The sequence below is a fragment of the Mycobacterium sp. KBS0706 genome, assembly GCF_005938675.2.
In the GTDB taxonomy this organism is placed as follows: domain Bacteria; phylum Pseudomonadota; class Alphaproteobacteria; order DSM-16000; family Inquilinaceae; genus Inquilinus.
This window is the reverse complement of sequence record NZ_VCCH02000024.1, coordinates 25114-39798: the sequence shown is the minus strand read 5'-3', so window position 1 is coordinate 39798 and position 14685 is coordinate 25114. Positions and strand designations below refer to the sequence as shown.

Sequence of the window (14685 nt, the reverse complement as noted above, 5' to 3'; positions counted from 1 at the left end):
GCGGCGTGACCCCGGTCCAGATCGGGCTGGTCGCCGTCTCGCCGATCATCGGCAGCTTCCTGGCCGCCGCGGCGCATCGCCTGCCGGACGACGTCCGCGGCCTGCTGGTCGGCCGCTCCCGCTGCGACCATTGCCTCCAGCCGCTGGCGCTGCGCGACCTGGTGCCGGTGCTCAGCTGGGTCGCCCTGCGCGGCCGCTGCCGCAGCTGCGGCGGCACCATCGATCCGGCGCATCTGGTGATCGAGCTGGCGGCGATCGGCATCGCGCTCGCAGCGCTGGCCGGTGATGCGGTGCTGATGCCCGGCACCTGCCTGCTCGGCTGGGCGCTGCTGCTGCTCGGCGCCATCGACCGCCGCATCGGGCTGCTGCCGGACATGCTGACCCTGCCGCTGGTCGTGGCCGGGCTCCTGGCAGGGCTGTTCGAGCCGGGCGCCCCGCTGGCGGACCGGGCGATCGGCGCCGCCGTCGGCTATCTCCTGTTCGCCGGCCTCGCTTTCGCCTATCGCCGGCTGCGCGGCCGCGACGGGCTCGGTCTCGGCGACGCCAAGCTGCTGGCGGCCGGCGGCGCCTGGCTCGGCTGGCAGGCCTTGCCCTGGGTGATCCTGGTCGGCGCCGGCGCGGCGCTGGTGGTCACCCTGATCGCCGCCCGCGGAGAGGTCTCGCGCCACACCGCCATCGCCTTCGGCCCCTGGCTCGCTTTCGGCATCTGGCTGATGCGGCTGATCGGGCCCCTCTAGGGGCGGATGTCGATCGCGTCCTCCAGCTTGGCGATCTCGAAATCGGAGATCAGCACGTCGATCCGCGCGGTCCAGCGGCCGGACACCGGGATGATCAGCCCGTCGACCCGCCAGCTGCCGTCGCCGGCCTTGGCAGCCTTGCGCCGGATCGGCTCGATCCCGGCACCGGGGTTGGACAGCACCAGCGTCACCTCCTTGGCGTCCAGCGGCCCGAAATCGCCGGTCATCACCACGATCGAGGCCGCGACCGGGCCGGCCCGGCCGGGGGTCACGGTCAGGTCGGCCATCGCCGGCGCGGTGTGGATATGGATCGCAGCCGGTCGGGCCTCGGCCTCCGCCAGAGCGCGCGGTGGCGGGGTGAAGCGCCAGGTCGCGGCCGCGGCGAAGATCGCCAGCACCAGCGCCGTCTCGACCGCGACCGAGCGGGTCAGGCGCCGGACGGCCCGGCCGTCGCCGGCTTCGGCCGGGGCGGTCAGGCGCCAGCGGTTCAGCGCGGCCAGGGCGAACAGCACCAGCAGCAGCGCCAGCTTGACCAGGAAGACGCAGCCATAGGCGGTGGTCCACAAGGCCGAGACATGATCGAGCTGGACCACGGCCAGCAGGATGCCGGCCGCCGCCAGCGGCAGGATCGCGATGGGGATCAGGGCGGAGAAGCGGCGCAGCGCCGCTGTCGCATCCGGCCCGCCGGCGCGCAGATGCAGCCCCAGCGGCAGCAGCGCCCCGGCCCAGAGGGCGATGCCGACGGCGTGCAGGAAAACGGCCGGCCGGGTCACGAGCTGCGGCGCGGCGGCGCTGGCATGGCCGCTGGCGGCCAGCGCCGTCCCGGTCGCGGCCAGGGCCAGCAGTGCTGTCGCCGCCGAGGCCGCGCCGCGCCGCTGCGCCAGCGCCGCCAGACCGAGCACGAGCGCAAGCACCGCCAGGGCGGCGGTGGCGCCGTAGCTGGTGCCCCAGCCGGTGGCCCAGGCGACAGGGCGGCCGAGCCCCGCCAGCGGCAGGCCCAGCGCGTCCAGCCCCTGCAGCCCGAGCGACAGCGGCGCTGCCGCCAGCCCCAGCAGCATCAGGGTGGCGGCAATATGGGCGGCGCCGCGTGGCAGGGGCGCGACCCAGGCGCGGAACGCCATGGCGCCAATGCCGAGAAACAGCGCGGCATAGAGGGCGATCCGGGCCAGCCAGATCGCGGCCTGCACCGGCCGGTCCGCCATGTCCGTGGCCTGTTGTGGCGGCCCGGCGCCGGGCGTGCCGATCGAGAACACCACCGAGCCGCCGACCGGATGGCCGTCCTCCGACACCACGCGCCAGCTCAGCACATGGGTGCCGGGGCCAAGGCCGGGCGGCGCCGCGATCACCAGCGTCGCGTCCTCCAACCGGGCATCGCCCAGCGTCACCACGGCGCCGTTCGGCCTGATCAGCCGCAGCACCAGGGGCGACACCGGCTCGCTGAAGCTCAGGCGGAAGCCGTCCGGCGCCGCCGCCAGCACCGCATTCTCCGCCGGCTCGGCCTGCACCAGCGACGCATGCGCCAGCGCCGCCTGCGGGGAGAGGAGGGCGAGCAGCAGAAGCAGGCAGGCGGCGTAGCGCTCCCATTGCCTCCTCCGCGGGGCGGGAGAGGTCGGGCTCGCGTAGCGAGACCGGGTGAGGGCTGGCACAGGTGGTGGGAAAGAGCCCTCACCCGGAGCCGCTGGCGCGGCTCCGGCCTCTCCCGCAAGCGGGAGAGGCAACGCGGTGGTCAGGCGAGCCCCAGTCTCCGCAGACGCAGTACTGGTCACTTCTTCGGCAGCAGCTTGATGCCCGGCGCCGGGGTCTCGTAGTCGTCGGCATCCTTGCCTTCGGCCGGGATCTCGATCCAGCGGTCGGTCCCCGCCTCGCAGTCCTGGACCACCGGGAAGTACAGATGCGCACCCGGCTTCAGCCCGGCGGTCAGGTAGCCGCGGAAGACGAATTCGTCATAGAACTCGTCCGGCAGCCTGCCGCCGCTCCATACGACCTCTGTCACGCCCTCGCTGGTCGGCGTGCCGTAGTAGTCGTAGGACGCGGCGTATTTGCCCTTCACCGTCTCCAGCGTCCAGCCGGGCTTCGGCATCGGCTTGACCGCGATCACCCCCTCGGGGATCTGGACGCGGATCTTCACGGTGGGCGAGCCCTCGCAGCCGTGCGGCACGCGCAGCACCGCCTTGTAGGTGCCGCCGACCGCCGCCTCCTGGGTCTCCAGCGTGACATGGGCGAAGGCCGGACCGGTCGCGGCCAGCAGGGCCACGACGGGCAGGAAAGTTTTCAGCATCACTATCTCCGGGTCGCCGGCTCGGCCGGCAATGGTTGAACGGGAAAAGGATTAGGTGCCGCTGATCAGGCGGCGTAATGCGGCCAGCCGTTCGGGCTCGGGCGTGCCGTAGGCGATGGTATCAGTGAAGCGGCCCTCGCCGTCCATCAGATACACCATGGCCGAATGGTCCATGGTGTAGTCGCCGTCGGCGGTCGGCACCTTGCGCCAATACACCCGGTAGGATTTGGCCACAGCCGCGATCTCGTCCGGGCTGCCGGTCAGCCCGGTGATGCGGCGATCGAAGGACTGCAAATATTCCTGCAGCATCTCCGGCCGGTCGCGCTCCGGGTCGACGGTGACGAACAGCACGCGCAGCCGGTCGGCGTCGGGGCCCAGCGCCGCCAGCGCCTGCGACATCTCCCACAGCGTGGTCGGGCAGACCTCGGGGCAGTGGGTGAAGCCGAAGAACACGGCGAAGGGCCGGCCCCTCAGGTCGGCGTCGCTCAGCGTCGCCCCGGCCTGGTCGGTCAGCCGGAACGGGCCGCCGGGCAGCGTGCCGGACACCACCGGCCGGGTCGACGGGTCCTTGGAATAGACCAGCAGGAAGCCGGCGCCTCCCACCAGGATGGCGGCGACGGCCAGCAGCACTGGCACCAGGATGCGGGCGCGCATCTCAATGCCCCGCCCCGGTCGAGCCGATGGCCTGGACGTCGAAGGTGACGGCGATGGTGCCGGCCTTCTCGAAGGTCATGGTGCCGGCGAAGCTCTCGCCCGCCTTCAGCGGCCGCTTCAGCTCCAGCAGCATCAGGTGATAGCCGTTCGGCGCCAGCGCGGCGGTGCCGTTGGCCGGCACGGGCACGCCGCCCTCGACCGGCCGCATGGTCATGATGCCGTCCTTGACGCCCATCTGGTGGATCTCGACCCGGCCGGCGACCTCGGCGGTGACCGAAACCAGCCGGTCCGGCTCGGACCCGTCATTGCGGATCTCGGCATAGCCGCCGCCGACCTTCGCCGCCGGCGGCGTGGCCCGGGCCCAGGGATGGACCACCTCGATCGGGCCGGATTTGAACTCGTGCGCGGCCGCCGGGCCGAAAGCCGGCAGGGCCAGGGCGGCGGCGACGATGGCGGGACGCAGTCGTGCCATCAGGGACATGGATTTCGCTCCAGGCTGGGCCGGGCGGCGCGTCTCCGGCGCCGGTGTCCGGCCGTGAACCGACAGGGGCCCGCCGACGGCAGGGCCCGGCTGGATCACGCCTGGGCGGGCGGGGCCCTCGGATTGGCCGGCGAGCGCTGCGGCGCCGTCGCCACCGGGGTCAGGGGCAGGAGCGCGGGCTCGGTCGGGCCGGCCAGATGCGGCACCAGCAGCACCGCGACGAAGGCCGGCACCGGGGCGCCGCCGAACATGGCGCAGCCGGTGGTGCAGCAATCGGGCAGATGCGGATGGTCGGCCGCCGGATCCTGCCGGACGGGACCGGCATCATCGGCGCGGCAGAGGGCAGAGAGCGGATCGAGCGTCGCGGCGCTGGCGCCGATGGCGAGGCCGCCGAGGATGGCCTGGACGAACAGCAGATAGGCCGCGCCGAGCGCGACCCATGATGCCCGTCTCCGTGCCGACCTCATGCGCACGTGCCGATCCCCCTTCGTCCCGGCCGGAATATCACGGCCGCGGCCGGGCGCAAACCCGGCCGGTCTGCGACATGGTGCCCGCGATCAGCTCTTGAAGCCACGGGCCAGCGCATCGGCGTTGCGCGCCAGCAGGCCGAGATCGGTGCCGACCGCGACGAAGCGGTAGCCCCACTCGATGTAGCGCCGGGCCTCGGCCTCGACCGAGGTCAGGATCCCGGCCGGCTTGCCGATCGCGGTCAGGCGCCGCACCGCGTCCTGGATCGCGGCCTGCACCTCCGGATGCTGCGAGTTGCCGATATGGCCCAGCGAGGCCGACAGGTCGGACGGGCCGATGAACACGCCGTCGACGCCGTCGACCGACGCGATCTCCTCGATCCGCGCCAGCGCCTCGCCGGTCTCGACCTGCAGCAGCACGCAGATCTCGGCATCGGCCTTCTTCAGATAGTCCGTCACCCGGCCGTAATGGCTGCCGCGGCCGCTGGTGGTGATGCCGCGGATGCCGGCCGGCGGGTAGCGGCAGGCGGCCACGGCGCGCCGCGCCTCCTCGGCATTCTGGACGAAGGGGATCAGCAGCGCCTGGGCGCCGATGTCGAGGATGCGCTTGATCAGCACCGGGTCGTTCCAGGCCGGCCGCACGATGCCCGTGGCCGTGCCGCGCGAAGCGGCCTGCAACTGGCCCAGCAGGTCCGGCAGCTCGTTCGGCGAATGCTCGGTGTCGAACAGGATCCAGTCGAAGCCGCTGTCGCCGATGATCTCGGCGACGATGTTGCTGCACAGGCTGCTCCACAGCCCGATCTGGGTCTGCCCGGCGGCCAGCGCCGCCTTGAACCGGTTGCGGTCGAGTTCCATCCATCGTCCCTTCGCTCAGGCTGCCCGCCGCGCCTCGCAGCGGCGCATCGCCGTGATGTCTCCCCGGAACTCCGCCCGGCCCTGCGCTGCCAGCCGGCGCAGCCGCCAGAAGCAGAAGGCGTCGGTGGCGAAGAAGCCGGTGATGGTGCCCATCGGCCGGCCGATCGCGCGGGCGGCCGGCTGCCAGTCGGGGCCGAGCGCCGCCAGGATCTCCTGGTCGTGCGCGTCGATCGGGTGGGTGGTGATGGTGCCGTCCCGGTGATGGCGCAGGCCGCCGCCGTCGGCGCGCAGCCGCTCCCACTCCGCGGCCAGCCCGGCCCGCCGCTCGGGCGCCACCGGCCGGGCCGTGACGGCGGCGATGGTCTCGGGCGGCAGCATGGCCACCGCCGTCATGTCGCGGCGCGCGGCTTCGGGCAGCAGGGTCGGGCCGACCGCCACCTCCCCGACCGGGGTGGCCGCATCGCGCAGCGCCCACAGCGCCTGGCGCAGCATCAGCTGCTCGGCGGCGCCAGTGCCGTGCCAGATCACCATCCTCTCCGCCGCGTCCGGCAGGCGCCGCAGCGCCGCCGACTCGGCCGCCAGCTGCTCGACGAACGTCCCGCCGGTCTCGATCGCCATACGATCCTCGGCCGGGAACACGGCGTGCCAGAAGGCAGCGCGGGCGTCGGGCCGGCCGCTGTCGACATCGCCCAGCGGCCCGACCGCCAGGTCGTCGCGCAGCACCAGCACCGCCGACCCGGGCAGGCCGGCACGGATCACCCCGGCGGCGCTGTCGCCGCAGCACAGATGCAGCACGGGACCAGTCATCGCGACTCCTTCCGGATCGCGACTATAGCAACCCGATCGCGGCGGCACAGTGCGGCGCTACGACGTGACCGACTCGGCCTCGCCCGAGGGTTGCGCCGCGGGCGGCCGGGGCAGCAGCGTGGCGCCCAGCACCGCCGCCAGCGCTGCGAAGCAGGCCCCGGCCAGGAAGGCCGTCTGGTAGCCGCCGACCAACGCCACCGGCTGGTCCGCGCCGGCGGCCAGCAGCCCGCCGGTGCGCGACGCCGCCAGGCTGGCCAGGATCGCCAGGCCCAGCGCCCCGCCCATCATGAAGGCGGTGTTGACCATGCCGGAGGCGAGGCCGGATTCGGTCGGCCCCACCTCGCTCATCGCCGCCAGCAGCACCGGGTTCAGCGCCATGCCGCAGCCGAGGCCCAGCAGCAGCATTCCCGGCAGCACATGCAGGGTGAAGCGGCCCTCCACCGGGGCCCAGGCGAACAGCGCCAGCCCGGCTGCCGCCAGCAGCAGCCCGACCACGATCGGCAGGCGGATGCCGAAGCGCATCACCAGCTTCGCCGACAGGCCGAGCGAAAAGGCCGCCATGATCAGGTTGGCCGGCAGGAAAGCCAGGCCGACCTCCATCGGGCCATAGCCCAGCACCTGCTGCATGTAGAGGGCGGACAGGAAGAACCAGGCGAACATGGCCGCAGCCCACAGCACCCCGACGACATTGGCGACGGCCAAGCTGCGCAGCCGGAACAGGCCGAGCGGCATCAAGGGCGCCGCCACCCGGGTCTCGATTGCAACAAACGTCGCCAGCAGCACAACGGCGCCGCCGAGCAGGCCGAGCGTGCGGGTTGAGGCCCAGCCGGCCTCGTTGCCGTTGACGATGGCGTAGACGGCCAACATCAGCGCCGCGGTCACGGTGATCGCCCCGGCGACGTCGAGCCGCCGGTCCGCCGCCTCGTTGCGGGTGGCCGGCAGCAGGGGCAGCGACAGGGCGAAGACCGCGATGCCGATCGGCAGGTTGATCAGGAAAATCCAGTGCCAGCTCAGCGCCCCGGTCAGCAGGCCGCCCAGCAGAACCCCGACGCTGCCGCCGCCGGCGGCGACGAAGCCGTAGACGCCCATCGCCTTGGCCCGGTCCGCCGGCTCGGTGAACAGATCCATGATCAGCGACAGGGCCACGGCGGAGACGACGGCGCCGCCCAGCCCCTGGATCGCCCGGGCGGCGACCAGGACGGCCTGGCTGCCGGACAGGCCGCAGGCGAGGGACGCCAGGGTGAAGACGGCGAGGCCGATCAGGAACAACCGGCGGTGGCCGAACAGGTCGCCCAGCCTGCCGCCCAGCAGCAGGAAGCCACCGAAGGTCAGCATGTAGCCGTTCACCACCCAGGCGAGGGTCGAGTCGTTGAAGCCGAGATCGGTCTTGATGGACGGCAGCGCCACGTTCACGACGGTCGAATCCAGCACGATCATCAGCACGCCGAGGCACAGCACGGTCAGCGCCAGCCAGCGCCCGTTCTGGGGCGCGGCCGCACGAGATTCGGCAGGGCGGTCCGTCATGGCGTTCTCCCTTTCGCAGCGTCGGGCGGCCGGCGGATCGACCCGCGGGCGCAGCCCTCGACGCCGGGGCCGCCGGGTCGGCGGCCTCGTTTCTTAACTTAAAAGTTGAGTATCACGCCGCAGCCCGACGGGGCAAGCCAGCCCGGCGTCAGATCAGGCCCTCGTGCTGCAGCGCCAGCTGCACCGCCGGTCTTGCCTCCACCCGGTCGGAATAGGCCGGCAGCGGGTCCGGCCGCGGCAGCTTGAGGTCCCTGGCCCAGCGCAGCATGACGTAGAGATAGGCGTCGGCGACGCTCATCTCCCGGCCGAACAGGTAGTCGCCGTCCAGCCGTTCCGCGAGATAGGCAAGGCGCTGCGCCACGACCTCGTCGACGGCCTGCTTCTCCTGGTCGCCGGTCGGGAAGATCGACCGGATCAGCAGCTTGTGCAGCTCGGCGCCGATGAAGCTCAGCATCTCGACCAGTCGGATCCGGCCCAGCGCGCCGCCCGGCGCCAGACGCGGTGCCCGGTCGGCCACCCAGCTCAGGATTGCGGCGTTCTCGGTCAGCACCGTGCCGTCGTCCAGCACCAGAGCGGGGACGTAGCCCTTCGGGTTGACCTGGGTGAAGTCGTCGCCCGATTCGGTCCGCCGGTCGGGATGTCGACGCGGATGCGCTCGAACTCCAGCCCGGCCTCGTGCAGAGCGATATGGTCGGCCAGGCTGCAGGCGCCGGGGGCAAGGTACAGTTTCATGCGGGCCTCCTCAATGAGCGGCCCGGCGCCGCAGGAAGGCGTCGAGCTTGTCCAGGATCTCGCGCCAGCCGCCCTCGCGGATCTCCGGCTGGTCGCCGCCGTCGAGGAAGGCGGCCTGCTCGGTGAAGATCAGCTTGGTGCCGCCGCCGTCAGGCTGCAGCTCGACCGTGCTCAGCGAGGCCGAGATCCGGGTCTCGCCGCGGTCGATCGTGTAGCTGAACACGATGCGGCGGTCCGGCACGATGTCGGCATAGCGGGTCTCGTTGCGGTAGACCGGGTCGCCGGCCGGGCCGAAGCGGCTGGTCTCGATGCCGCCGATGCGGAAGTCGAATCGCGGCTCGGCCAGTTCCCAACCCTCGCCGGGCGCGCCCCAGATCAGCCGGGCGGCAGGGTTGGCCCAGGCCGCGAACACCCGGGCCGGCGGGGCGTCGTAGCGGCGCCGGATGGTGAAGCTGCCGTGCTCCACGGACCGTTCGCTCATGGCGCTTCCTCCTGGCGCGGCCTTGTTGCTTAAGTGATGGCTTCAGTATCATGGGGATGGGGTCGAGGCAAGGCGACTGCTGGCGGTTTTGACCTCGACCCCAGCGGCGCGGTAGAAGCAGCCCCTTCCGGTTCCTCATCACAACACGTCCGGTCGTTCGATGATCTCAATCAGCCAGCGCATTGCCGACGAGCTCTCCGTGCGCGAGGCCCAGGTCGCGGCCACGGTCGAGCTGCTCGACGGCGGCGCGACCGTTCCCTTCGTCGCCCGCTACCGCAAGGAGGCGACGGGCGGGCTGGACGACGCCCAGCTGCGCACGCTGGACGAGCGGCTGCGCTATCTGCGCGAGTTGGAGGAGCGGCGGAAGACGATCCTCGACAGCATCGCCGAGCAGGGCAAGCTGGACGACGCCCTGCGCGCCCAGATCGAGGCGGCCGAGACCAAGGCCCGGCTCGAGGACATCTACCTGCCCTACAAGCCGAAGCGCCGGACCAAGGCGATGATCGCCCGCGAGGCCGGGCTGGAGCCCTTGGCCGACGCGCTGCTGGCCCAGCCGGAGCGAGCCCCCGAGGAGGCCGCCGCCGCCTTCGTCGACGCCGAGAAGGGCGTGGCCGATGTGGCCGCGGCGCTGGACGGCGCCCGCTCGATCCTGGTCGAGCGCTTCGGCGAGGATGCCGACCTGATCGGCAGCCTGCGCGAGGAGGCATGGACCCGCGGCCGGCTGCTGTCCAAGATGCGTGAGGGCAAGGAGCAGGCGGGCGCCAAGTTCTCCGACTATTTCGACTATGCCGAGAAGCTGACCAAGCTGCCCTCGCACCGCATCCTGGCCCTGTTCCGGGGCGAGAAAGAGGAGGTGCTGTCGCTGACGCTGGAGCCGGAGGAGGCGCCGGCCGACTCGGCGGACCGCAAGGCCCCCGGCCTGTACGAGCAGCGCATCGCCAACCGCTTCGGCATCGTCGCCCAGGGCCGGCCGGGCGATGCCTGGCTGGCCGAGACGGTGCGCTGGGCCTGGCGCACCAAGATCCTGGTGCATCTCGACATCGACCTCCGGCTGCGCCTGTGGCAGGCGGCGGAGGAGGAGGCGGTGAAGGTCTTCGCCGGCAACCTGCGCGACCTGCTGCTGGCGGCGCCGGCCGGCACCCGCGCCACCATGGGCCTCGATCCCGGCTTCCGCACCGGGGTGAAGGTCGCCGTGGTCGACGCCACCGGCAAGGTCGTGGCCACCACCGCGATCTTCCCGCATGAGCCGCAGAAGCGCTGGGACGACTCGATCGCCACCCTGGCCGCCCTGGCCCAGGCGCACGGCGTCGACCTGGTCGCCATCGGCAACGGCACGGCGTCGCGCGAGACCGACAAGCTGGCCGCCGAGCTGATGAAGCAGCACCCCGATCTGAAGCTGACCAAGGCGGTGGTGTCGGAGGCAGGGGCCTCGGTCTACTCCGCCTCGGCCTTCGCCTCGCAGGAGCTGCCGGAGCTTGACGTGTCGCTGCGCGGCGCGGTGTCGATCGCCCGCCGGCTGCAGGACCCGCTGGCTGAGCTGGTGAAGATCGACCCGAAATCGATCGGCGTCGGCCAGTACCAGCATGACCTCAGCGAGAGCAAGCTGTCGCGCTCGCTCGACGCCGTGGTCGAGGATTGCGTGAACGCGGTCGGCGTCGACCTCAACACCGCCTCGGCGCCGCTGCTGGCCCGGGTCTCGGGCGTCGGCGAGGGGCTGGCCCAGAACATCGTGCAGCACCGCGACGCCAACGGCCCGTTCCGGATCCGCGCGGCGCTGAAGGACGTGCCGCGGCTGGGGCCTAAGGCGTTCGAGCAATGCGCCGGCTTTCTGCGCATCCCGAACGGCGACGACCCGCTCGACGCCTCGGGCGTGCACCCCGAGGCCTATCCGGTGGTGCGCCGGATCATCGAGGCCACCGGCGGCGAGATCAAGGCGCTGATCGGCAACAGCTCCACCCTGCGCGGGCTGGAGCCGGAGCGCTTCACCGACGACAGCTTCGGCGTGCCGACGGTGACCGACATCCTGCGCGAGCTGGAGAAGCCGGGCCGCGACCCGCGCCCGGCCTTCAAAACCGCGACCTTCAAGGAAGGCGTGGAGAAGCTGAGCGACCTGCAGCCCGGCATGGTGCTGGAGGGCGTGGTCACCAACGTCGCAGCCTTCGGCGCCTTCGTCGATATCGGCGTGCACCAGGACGGGCTGGTGCATATCTCGGCCATGTCCAAGACCTTCGTGAAGGACCCGCGCACGGTGGCCAAGCCGGGCGACGTGGTGAAGGTCAAGGTGCTGGAGGTCGACCCGCAGCGGAAGCGCATCGGCCTGACCATGCGGCTCGACGATGACGGCCAGGCGCGGCCGCCGCGCCGCGAGGGCGGCGCCCCCCGCGGCCGGCCCGAGGGTCGGCGGGACGAGCGGCCGCGACATCAGCAGCAAGGCCGGCCCGGGCAGCCGGGACAGGGCGGCCAGGGTCGTGGGAGCCAGAGTCACGGGGGGCAGAGTCGCGATGGCCAGGGCCATGGCGGGCAGGGCCAGCCGCGCCATGGCCGTCCCGGCCAGGACTCCGGCTCGCAGCGTCCGGCCCAAGGAAAGCCGCAGCCCGAGCCGCAGAAGACGCGCACGCCGGCGCCGGAGCCGGATGGCGCCATGGCCGAAGCCCTGCGCCGCGCCGGGCTGGTGGGCAGCAAGCGGAGCTAACCGCTGATTGTGTAGGTTGGGTTCGCGGCACGCGAACCCAACATCCTTCCGGCCGTACCATGTTGGGTTCGCCTCGGCGAACCCACGCTACGATGGCTAGCCCTGCCAGCGACGGAACAGAACGCTGGCGTTGACGCCGCCGAAGCCGAAGCCGTTCGACAGGGCGTGCCCGATCTGGCCGCGCCGGGCCTCCAACGCCACCAGGTCGATGCCGGCGGCGTCCGGGTCCGGGTTCTCCAGGTTCAGCGTCGGCGGCATGACCTGGTCGCGCAGCGCCAGCACGGTGAAGATCGCCTCCAGCCCGCCGGCGGCGCCCAGCAGGTGGCCGGTGGCGGATTTGGTGGCGCTCACCGCCACCGTCCCGCCGGTGCCGAACAGCGCCTTGATCGCCGCCATCTCACCCTTGTCGCCGACCGGGGTCGAGGTGGCGTGGGCGTTCAGATGCTGCACCTCGCCGGGCTCGATGTCGCCCTGGGCGAGCGCGATCTCCATCGCCCGGCGGGCGCCGTCGCCATCCTCCGGCCCCGCGGTCATATGATAGGCGTCGGCGGTGGTGCCGTAGCCGATCAGCTCGGCGATCGGCCGGGCGCCGCGGGCCAGCGCATGGTCCAGCGCCTCGATCACCATCAGCCCGGCGCCCTCGCCCATGACGAAGCCGTCGCGGGCCTGGTCGAAGGGGCGGGAGGCGCGCTCCGGCGTGTCGGTGAAGCCGGTCGACAGGGCCCGGGCGGCGGCGAAGCCGCCCAGGCTGACCCGGTCGATGCAGGCCTCGGTGCCGCCGCACAGCGCCACGTCGACCTCGCCGGCGCGGATCATGCGGGCGGCGTCGCCGATGCCCTGCACCCCGGCGGCGCAGGCGGTCACCGGCGCGCCCAGCGGACCCTTGAAGCCATGGCGGATCGAGACCTGGCCGGCGGCGAGGTTGACCAGGAAGGCCGGCACGGTGAAGGGCGACAGCCGCCGCGCGCCCTTCTGGTCGACCGTCCGCACCGTCTCGACGATATAGGGGAAGCCGCCGACGCCCGACGCGATCACGGTGGCGGTGCGCTGCCGCGCCCGGTCGTCGGTGGGCCGCCAGCCGGACTGGGCCACCGCCTCCTCCGCCGCCGCCATGGCGAACTGGATGAAGCGGTCCATCTTCTTCTGGTCCTTCGGCGGCACCGCCGCGTCGGGGTCGAAGCCGGCCTCGGGATCCTCGGCGATGGACGGCACCACGCCGGCGACCTTGGCGGCGAGGTCCGGCACCATCTCCTCGGGCAGGCGGCGCAGGCCGGACCGGCCTTGCAGCAGCCGGCGCCAGCTGGCCTCGACGCCGTTGGCGAGGGGCGACACCGCGCCCATTCCGGTGACGACTATGCGGCGCATCTCAAGGTCTCCTCAGGCGGGGACGTTGCCGTCGCGGCTGTTCCGGCGATCCAGGATCCCGGCAAGCCGGTCCCGATAGGCGGGCCGGGCATCGGGGCCCAGGCGGAACTCCGCCGTCTCCGGCGTGATCGGCGCCCCGCTGCGCCGGTCGATCAGAACCGGGTCCATCGGCTGGCCATCGGCGCGGCCGGCGACCTGCACCAGCACCTTGCCGCCGGTGGCGTGCCGGCCACCCCAGGTGCCCAGCGCCGCCAGCACCGGGAACACGTCGCGGCCGGCCGCGGTCAGCCGGTATTCATGGCGCAGCGGCCGCTGCGAATAGGCCTGACGCTCCAGCAGGCCGGCCTCGGTGAGGCGCTTCAGCCGCCGGGTCAGCATGTTCGGGGCGATGCCCAGGCTCTGCTGGAAATCGTCGAAGCGGGTCAGGCCGATGAAGGCGTCGCGCAGAATCAGCAGGCTCCACCACTCTCCCAGCGCGTCGAGGGAGCGGGCGATCGGGCAATCCATGCCGGCGAAGCTGGTGCGCTGCATGGCCGAAGAGATAGCGAAGTCCCTTGCATCATGCAAGCGATGCCGGGCGAAGCCGGCACTCCGTCAGGGCGCCGGGAAGCGCCCCAGCGCGCCCAGCAGCGCCTTGTTGAACTGGTCCGGCGACTGGATCTGCGGCGCGTGGCCTTCGCCGGGGAAGCGGATCAGGTTGGCGCCGGGGATGCGTTTCGCGGCGGCGCGGCCCAGCTCGGCATAGTTGCCCAGGCGCTGCGCCACCTCGGGCGGGGCCAGGGCCTTGCCGATCGCAGTGGTGTCGCGCTCGCCGATCATCAGCACGGTCGGGGCGCGGATGTGCTCCAGCTCGTAGACCACCGGCTGGTTGAACACCATGTCCGAGGTCAGCGCCTGGTCCCAGGCCACCTGCCGGCCGCCCTCGCCCTGGTACATGCCGGCCAGCATCTGCACCCAGCGATCATATTCCGGCTTCCATTCGCCGGCGTAGTAGGTGGCCTGCTGATAGGCCTTGATGCTGTCGGCATTGGTCTTCAGCTCGCCCTCGAACCACTGGTCGACGGTCTGCTGCGGCACGCCCGCGGCCCTCCAATCCTCCAGCCCGAGCGGATTGACCAGCACCAGGCCGGACAGCTCGCCGGGGTAGGCGAGGGCATAGCGGATCGCCAGCGCGCCGCCCATGGAATGGCCCATGATCACCGGGCCGCTGACGCCCAGCTTGTGGAGCAGCTCCTGGGTGTTGGCCGCCAGCTGGTGCAGCCCGAACTGATAGGCCTGCGGCTTGCTGGATTTGCAGAAGCCGATCAGGTCGGGCGCGACCACACGGTAGCCGGCCTGCAGCAGCGGCCGCATCACCCCTTCCCAGGTGGCGGCGCAGAAGTTCTTGCCGTGCAGCAGCACCACGGTGCGGCCGTTCGGCTTCTCCGGCTGCACGTCCATATAGGCCATGGACAGGTCCTGGCCCTGCGACTTGAAGTCGAAGCGTTGGACCGGGAACGGATAGTCGAAATCCGCCAGCATCGGGTCGGCGAAGGCAGCCGGGGCGGCGGCGAGGGCGGCGAGCAAGGCGGCGGCCAGGGTCAGGCGTCGGATCATCTGTCTCCTCGGGGCG

15 protein-coding genes are annotated in these 14685 nt (G+C 72.2%); 2 read left to right on the top strand and 13 right to left on the bottom strand.

What is annotated here, in order from left to right; translation table 11 throughout:
* Nucleotides 1-5 precede the first annotated feature (5 nt).
* Nucleotides 6-737 (top strand): A24 family peptidase, encoded by a 732-nt coding sequence (locus tag FFK22_RS15295; RefSeq protein WP_138885635.1) that lies wholly within the window; start codon nt 6-8, stop codon nt 735-737.
* On the opposite strand, the gene FFK22_RS15290 is transcribed toward FFK22_RS15295, so the two are convergent.
* From FFK22_RS15290 to FFK22_RS15245, 10 genes are all read right to left on the bottom strand, one after another.
* A complete protein-coding gene (locus tag FFK22_RS15290; RefSeq protein WP_138885634.1) occupies nt 734-2383 on the bottom strand; it encodes a copper resistance CopC/CopD family protein in 1650 nt (549 codons plus the stop codon). The two genes, FFK22_RS15295 and FFK22_RS15290, sit on opposite strands and share 4 nt — an antisense overlap.
* Before the next feature lie 116 nt (nt 2384-2499).
* Entirely contained in the window at nt 2500-3015 is a 516-nt protein-coding gene (locus FFK22_RS15285; RefSeq protein ID WP_138885633.1) for a YcnI family protein, read from the bottom strand.
* A 51-nt stretch (nt 3016-3066) separates the two neighbouring features.
* Nucleotides 3067-3669 carry an SCO family protein gene (locus FFK22_RS15280; RefSeq protein ID WP_138885632.1) on the bottom strand — a complete coding sequence of 201 codons (603 nt, stop codon included), beginning with the start codon at nt 3667-3669 and terminating at the stop codon, nt 3067-3069.
* A 1-nt stretch (nt 3670) separates the two neighbouring features.
* Nucleotides 3671-4150, bottom strand: a complete 480-nt coding sequence (locus tag FFK22_RS15275; protein ID WP_138885631.1) for a copper chaperone PCu(A)C — start codon at nt 4148-4150, stop codon at nt 3671-3673.
* A 95-nt stretch (nt 4151-4245) separates the two neighbouring features.
* The gene (locus FFK22_RS15270; RefSeq protein ID WP_138885630.1) at nt 4246-4623 is read right to left on the bottom strand and encodes a hypothetical protein; all 378 of its coding nucleotides are present in this window, start codon (nt 4621-4623) and stop codon (nt 4246-4248) included.
* 84 nt (nt 4624-4707) lie between these two features.
* On the bottom strand, nt 4708-5472 hold the full coding sequence (locus FFK22_RS15265; RefSeq protein WP_138885629.1) for an HpcH/HpaI aldolase/citrate lyase family protein: 765 nt from the start codon (nt 5470-5472) through the stop codon (nt 4708-4710).
* Nucleotides 5473-5487: 15 nt separating this feature from the next.
* A complete protein-coding gene (locus FFK22_RS15260; RefSeq protein ID WP_138885628.1) occupies nt 5488-6279 on the bottom strand; it encodes a DUF1835 domain-containing protein in 792 nt (263 codons plus the stop codon).
* A 57-nt stretch (nt 6280-6336) separates the two neighbouring features.
* On the bottom strand, nt 6337-7803 hold the full coding sequence (locus FFK22_RS15255) for a DHA2 family efflux MFS transporter permease subunit (protein WP_138885627.1): 1467 nt from the start codon (nt 7801-7803) through the stop codon (nt 6337-6339).
* Between the two features lie 148 nt (nt 7804-7951).
* On the bottom strand, nt 7952-8509 hold the full coding sequence (locus FFK22_RS15250) for a glutathione binding-like protein (protein WP_306770115.1): 558 nt from the start codon (nt 8507-8509) through the stop codon (nt 7952-7954).
* Between the two features lie 36 nt (nt 8510-8545).
* The gene (locus FFK22_RS15245; RefSeq protein WP_138885626.1) at nt 8546-9016 is read right to left on the bottom strand and encodes an SRPBCC family protein; all 471 of its coding nucleotides are present in this window, start codon (nt 9014-9016) and stop codon (nt 8546-8548) included.
* Between the two features lie 160 nt (nt 9017-9176).
* Between FFK22_RS15245 and FFK22_RS15240 the strand changes: the two genes are divergently transcribed.
* Nucleotides 9177-11708 (top strand): Tex family protein, encoded by a 2532-nt coding sequence (locus FFK22_RS15240; protein WP_138885625.1) that lies wholly within the window; start codon nt 9177-9179, stop codon nt 11706-11708.
* Between the two features lie 96 nt (nt 11709-11804).
* Here the strand turns inward: FFK22_RS15240 and fabF are convergent, their stop codons facing one another.
* The 3 genes from fabF to FFK22_RS15225 all read right to left on the bottom strand — a co-directional run bounded on the left by fabF (nt 11805) and on the right by FFK22_RS15225 (nt 14669).
* Nucleotides 11805-13073: a beta-ketoacyl-ACP synthase II gene (gene fabF / locus FFK22_RS15235; RefSeq protein ID WP_138885624.1), complete on the bottom strand. Its 1269-nt coding sequence runs from the start codon at nt 13071-13073 to the stop codon at nt 11805-11807.
* 12 nt (nt 13074-13085) lie between these two features.
* Nucleotides 13086-13604: a helix-turn-helix domain-containing protein gene (locus FFK22_RS15230; protein ID WP_138885623.1), complete on the bottom strand. Its 519-nt coding sequence runs from the start codon at nt 13602-13604 to the stop codon at nt 13086-13088.
* Nucleotides 13605-13667: 63 nt separating this feature from the next.
* The gene (locus tag FFK22_RS15225; protein WP_186002476.1) at nt 13668-14669 is read right to left on the bottom strand and encodes an alpha/beta fold hydrolase; all 1002 of its coding nucleotides are present in this window, start codon (nt 14667-14669) and stop codon (nt 13668-13670) included.
* Between the last annotated feature and the right edge of the window lie 16 nt (nt 14670-14685).

Excerpts from the sequence above, each read along its gene's own strand:
- FFK22_RS15285 (WP_138885633.1), bottom strand. The coding sequence starts at position 3,015 with ATGCTGAAAACTTTCCTGCCCGTCGTGGCCCTGCTGGCCGCGACCGGT.
- FFK22_RS15280 (WP_138885632.1), bottom strand. The coding sequence starts at position 3,669 with ATGCGCGCCCGCATCCTGGTGCCAGTGCTGCTGGCCGTCGCCGCCATC.
- FFK22_RS15275 (WP_138885631.1), bottom strand. The coding sequence starts at position 4,150 with ATGTCCCTGATGGCACGACTGCGTCCCGCCATCGTCGCCGCCGCCCTG.
- FFK22_RS15265 (WP_138885629.1), bottom strand. The coding sequence starts at position 5,472 with ATGGAACTCGACCGCAACCGGTTCAAGGCGGCGCTGGCCGCCGGGCAG.
- FFK22_RS15260 (WP_138885628.1), bottom strand. The coding sequence starts at position 6,279 with ATGACTGGTCCCGTGCTGCATCTGTGCTGCGGCGACAGCGCCGCCGGG.
- FFK22_RS15255 (WP_138885627.1), bottom strand. The coding sequence starts at position 7,803 with ATGACGGACCGCCCTGCCGAATCTCGTGCGGCCGCGCCCCAGAACGGG.
- FFK22_RS15245 (WP_138885626.1), bottom strand. The coding sequence starts at position 9,016 with ATGAGCGAACGGTCCGTGGAGCACGGCAGCTTCACCATCCGGCGCCGC.
- FFK22_RS15240 (WP_138885625.1), top strand. The coding sequence starts at position 9,177 with ATGATCTCAATCAGCCAGCGCATTGCCGACGAGCTCTCCGTGCGCGAG.
- fabF (WP_138885624.1), bottom strand. The coding sequence starts at position 13,073 with ATGCGCCGCATAGTCGTCACCGGAATGGGCGCGGTGTCGCCCCTCGCC.
- FFK22_RS15230 (WP_138885623.1), bottom strand. The coding sequence starts at position 13,604 with ATGCAGCGCACCAGCTTCGCCGGCATGGATTGCCCGATCGCCCGCTCC.
- FFK22_RS15225 (WP_186002476.1), bottom strand. The coding sequence starts at position 14,669 with ATGATCCGACGCCTGACCCTGGCCGCCGCCTTGCTCGCCGCCCTCGCC.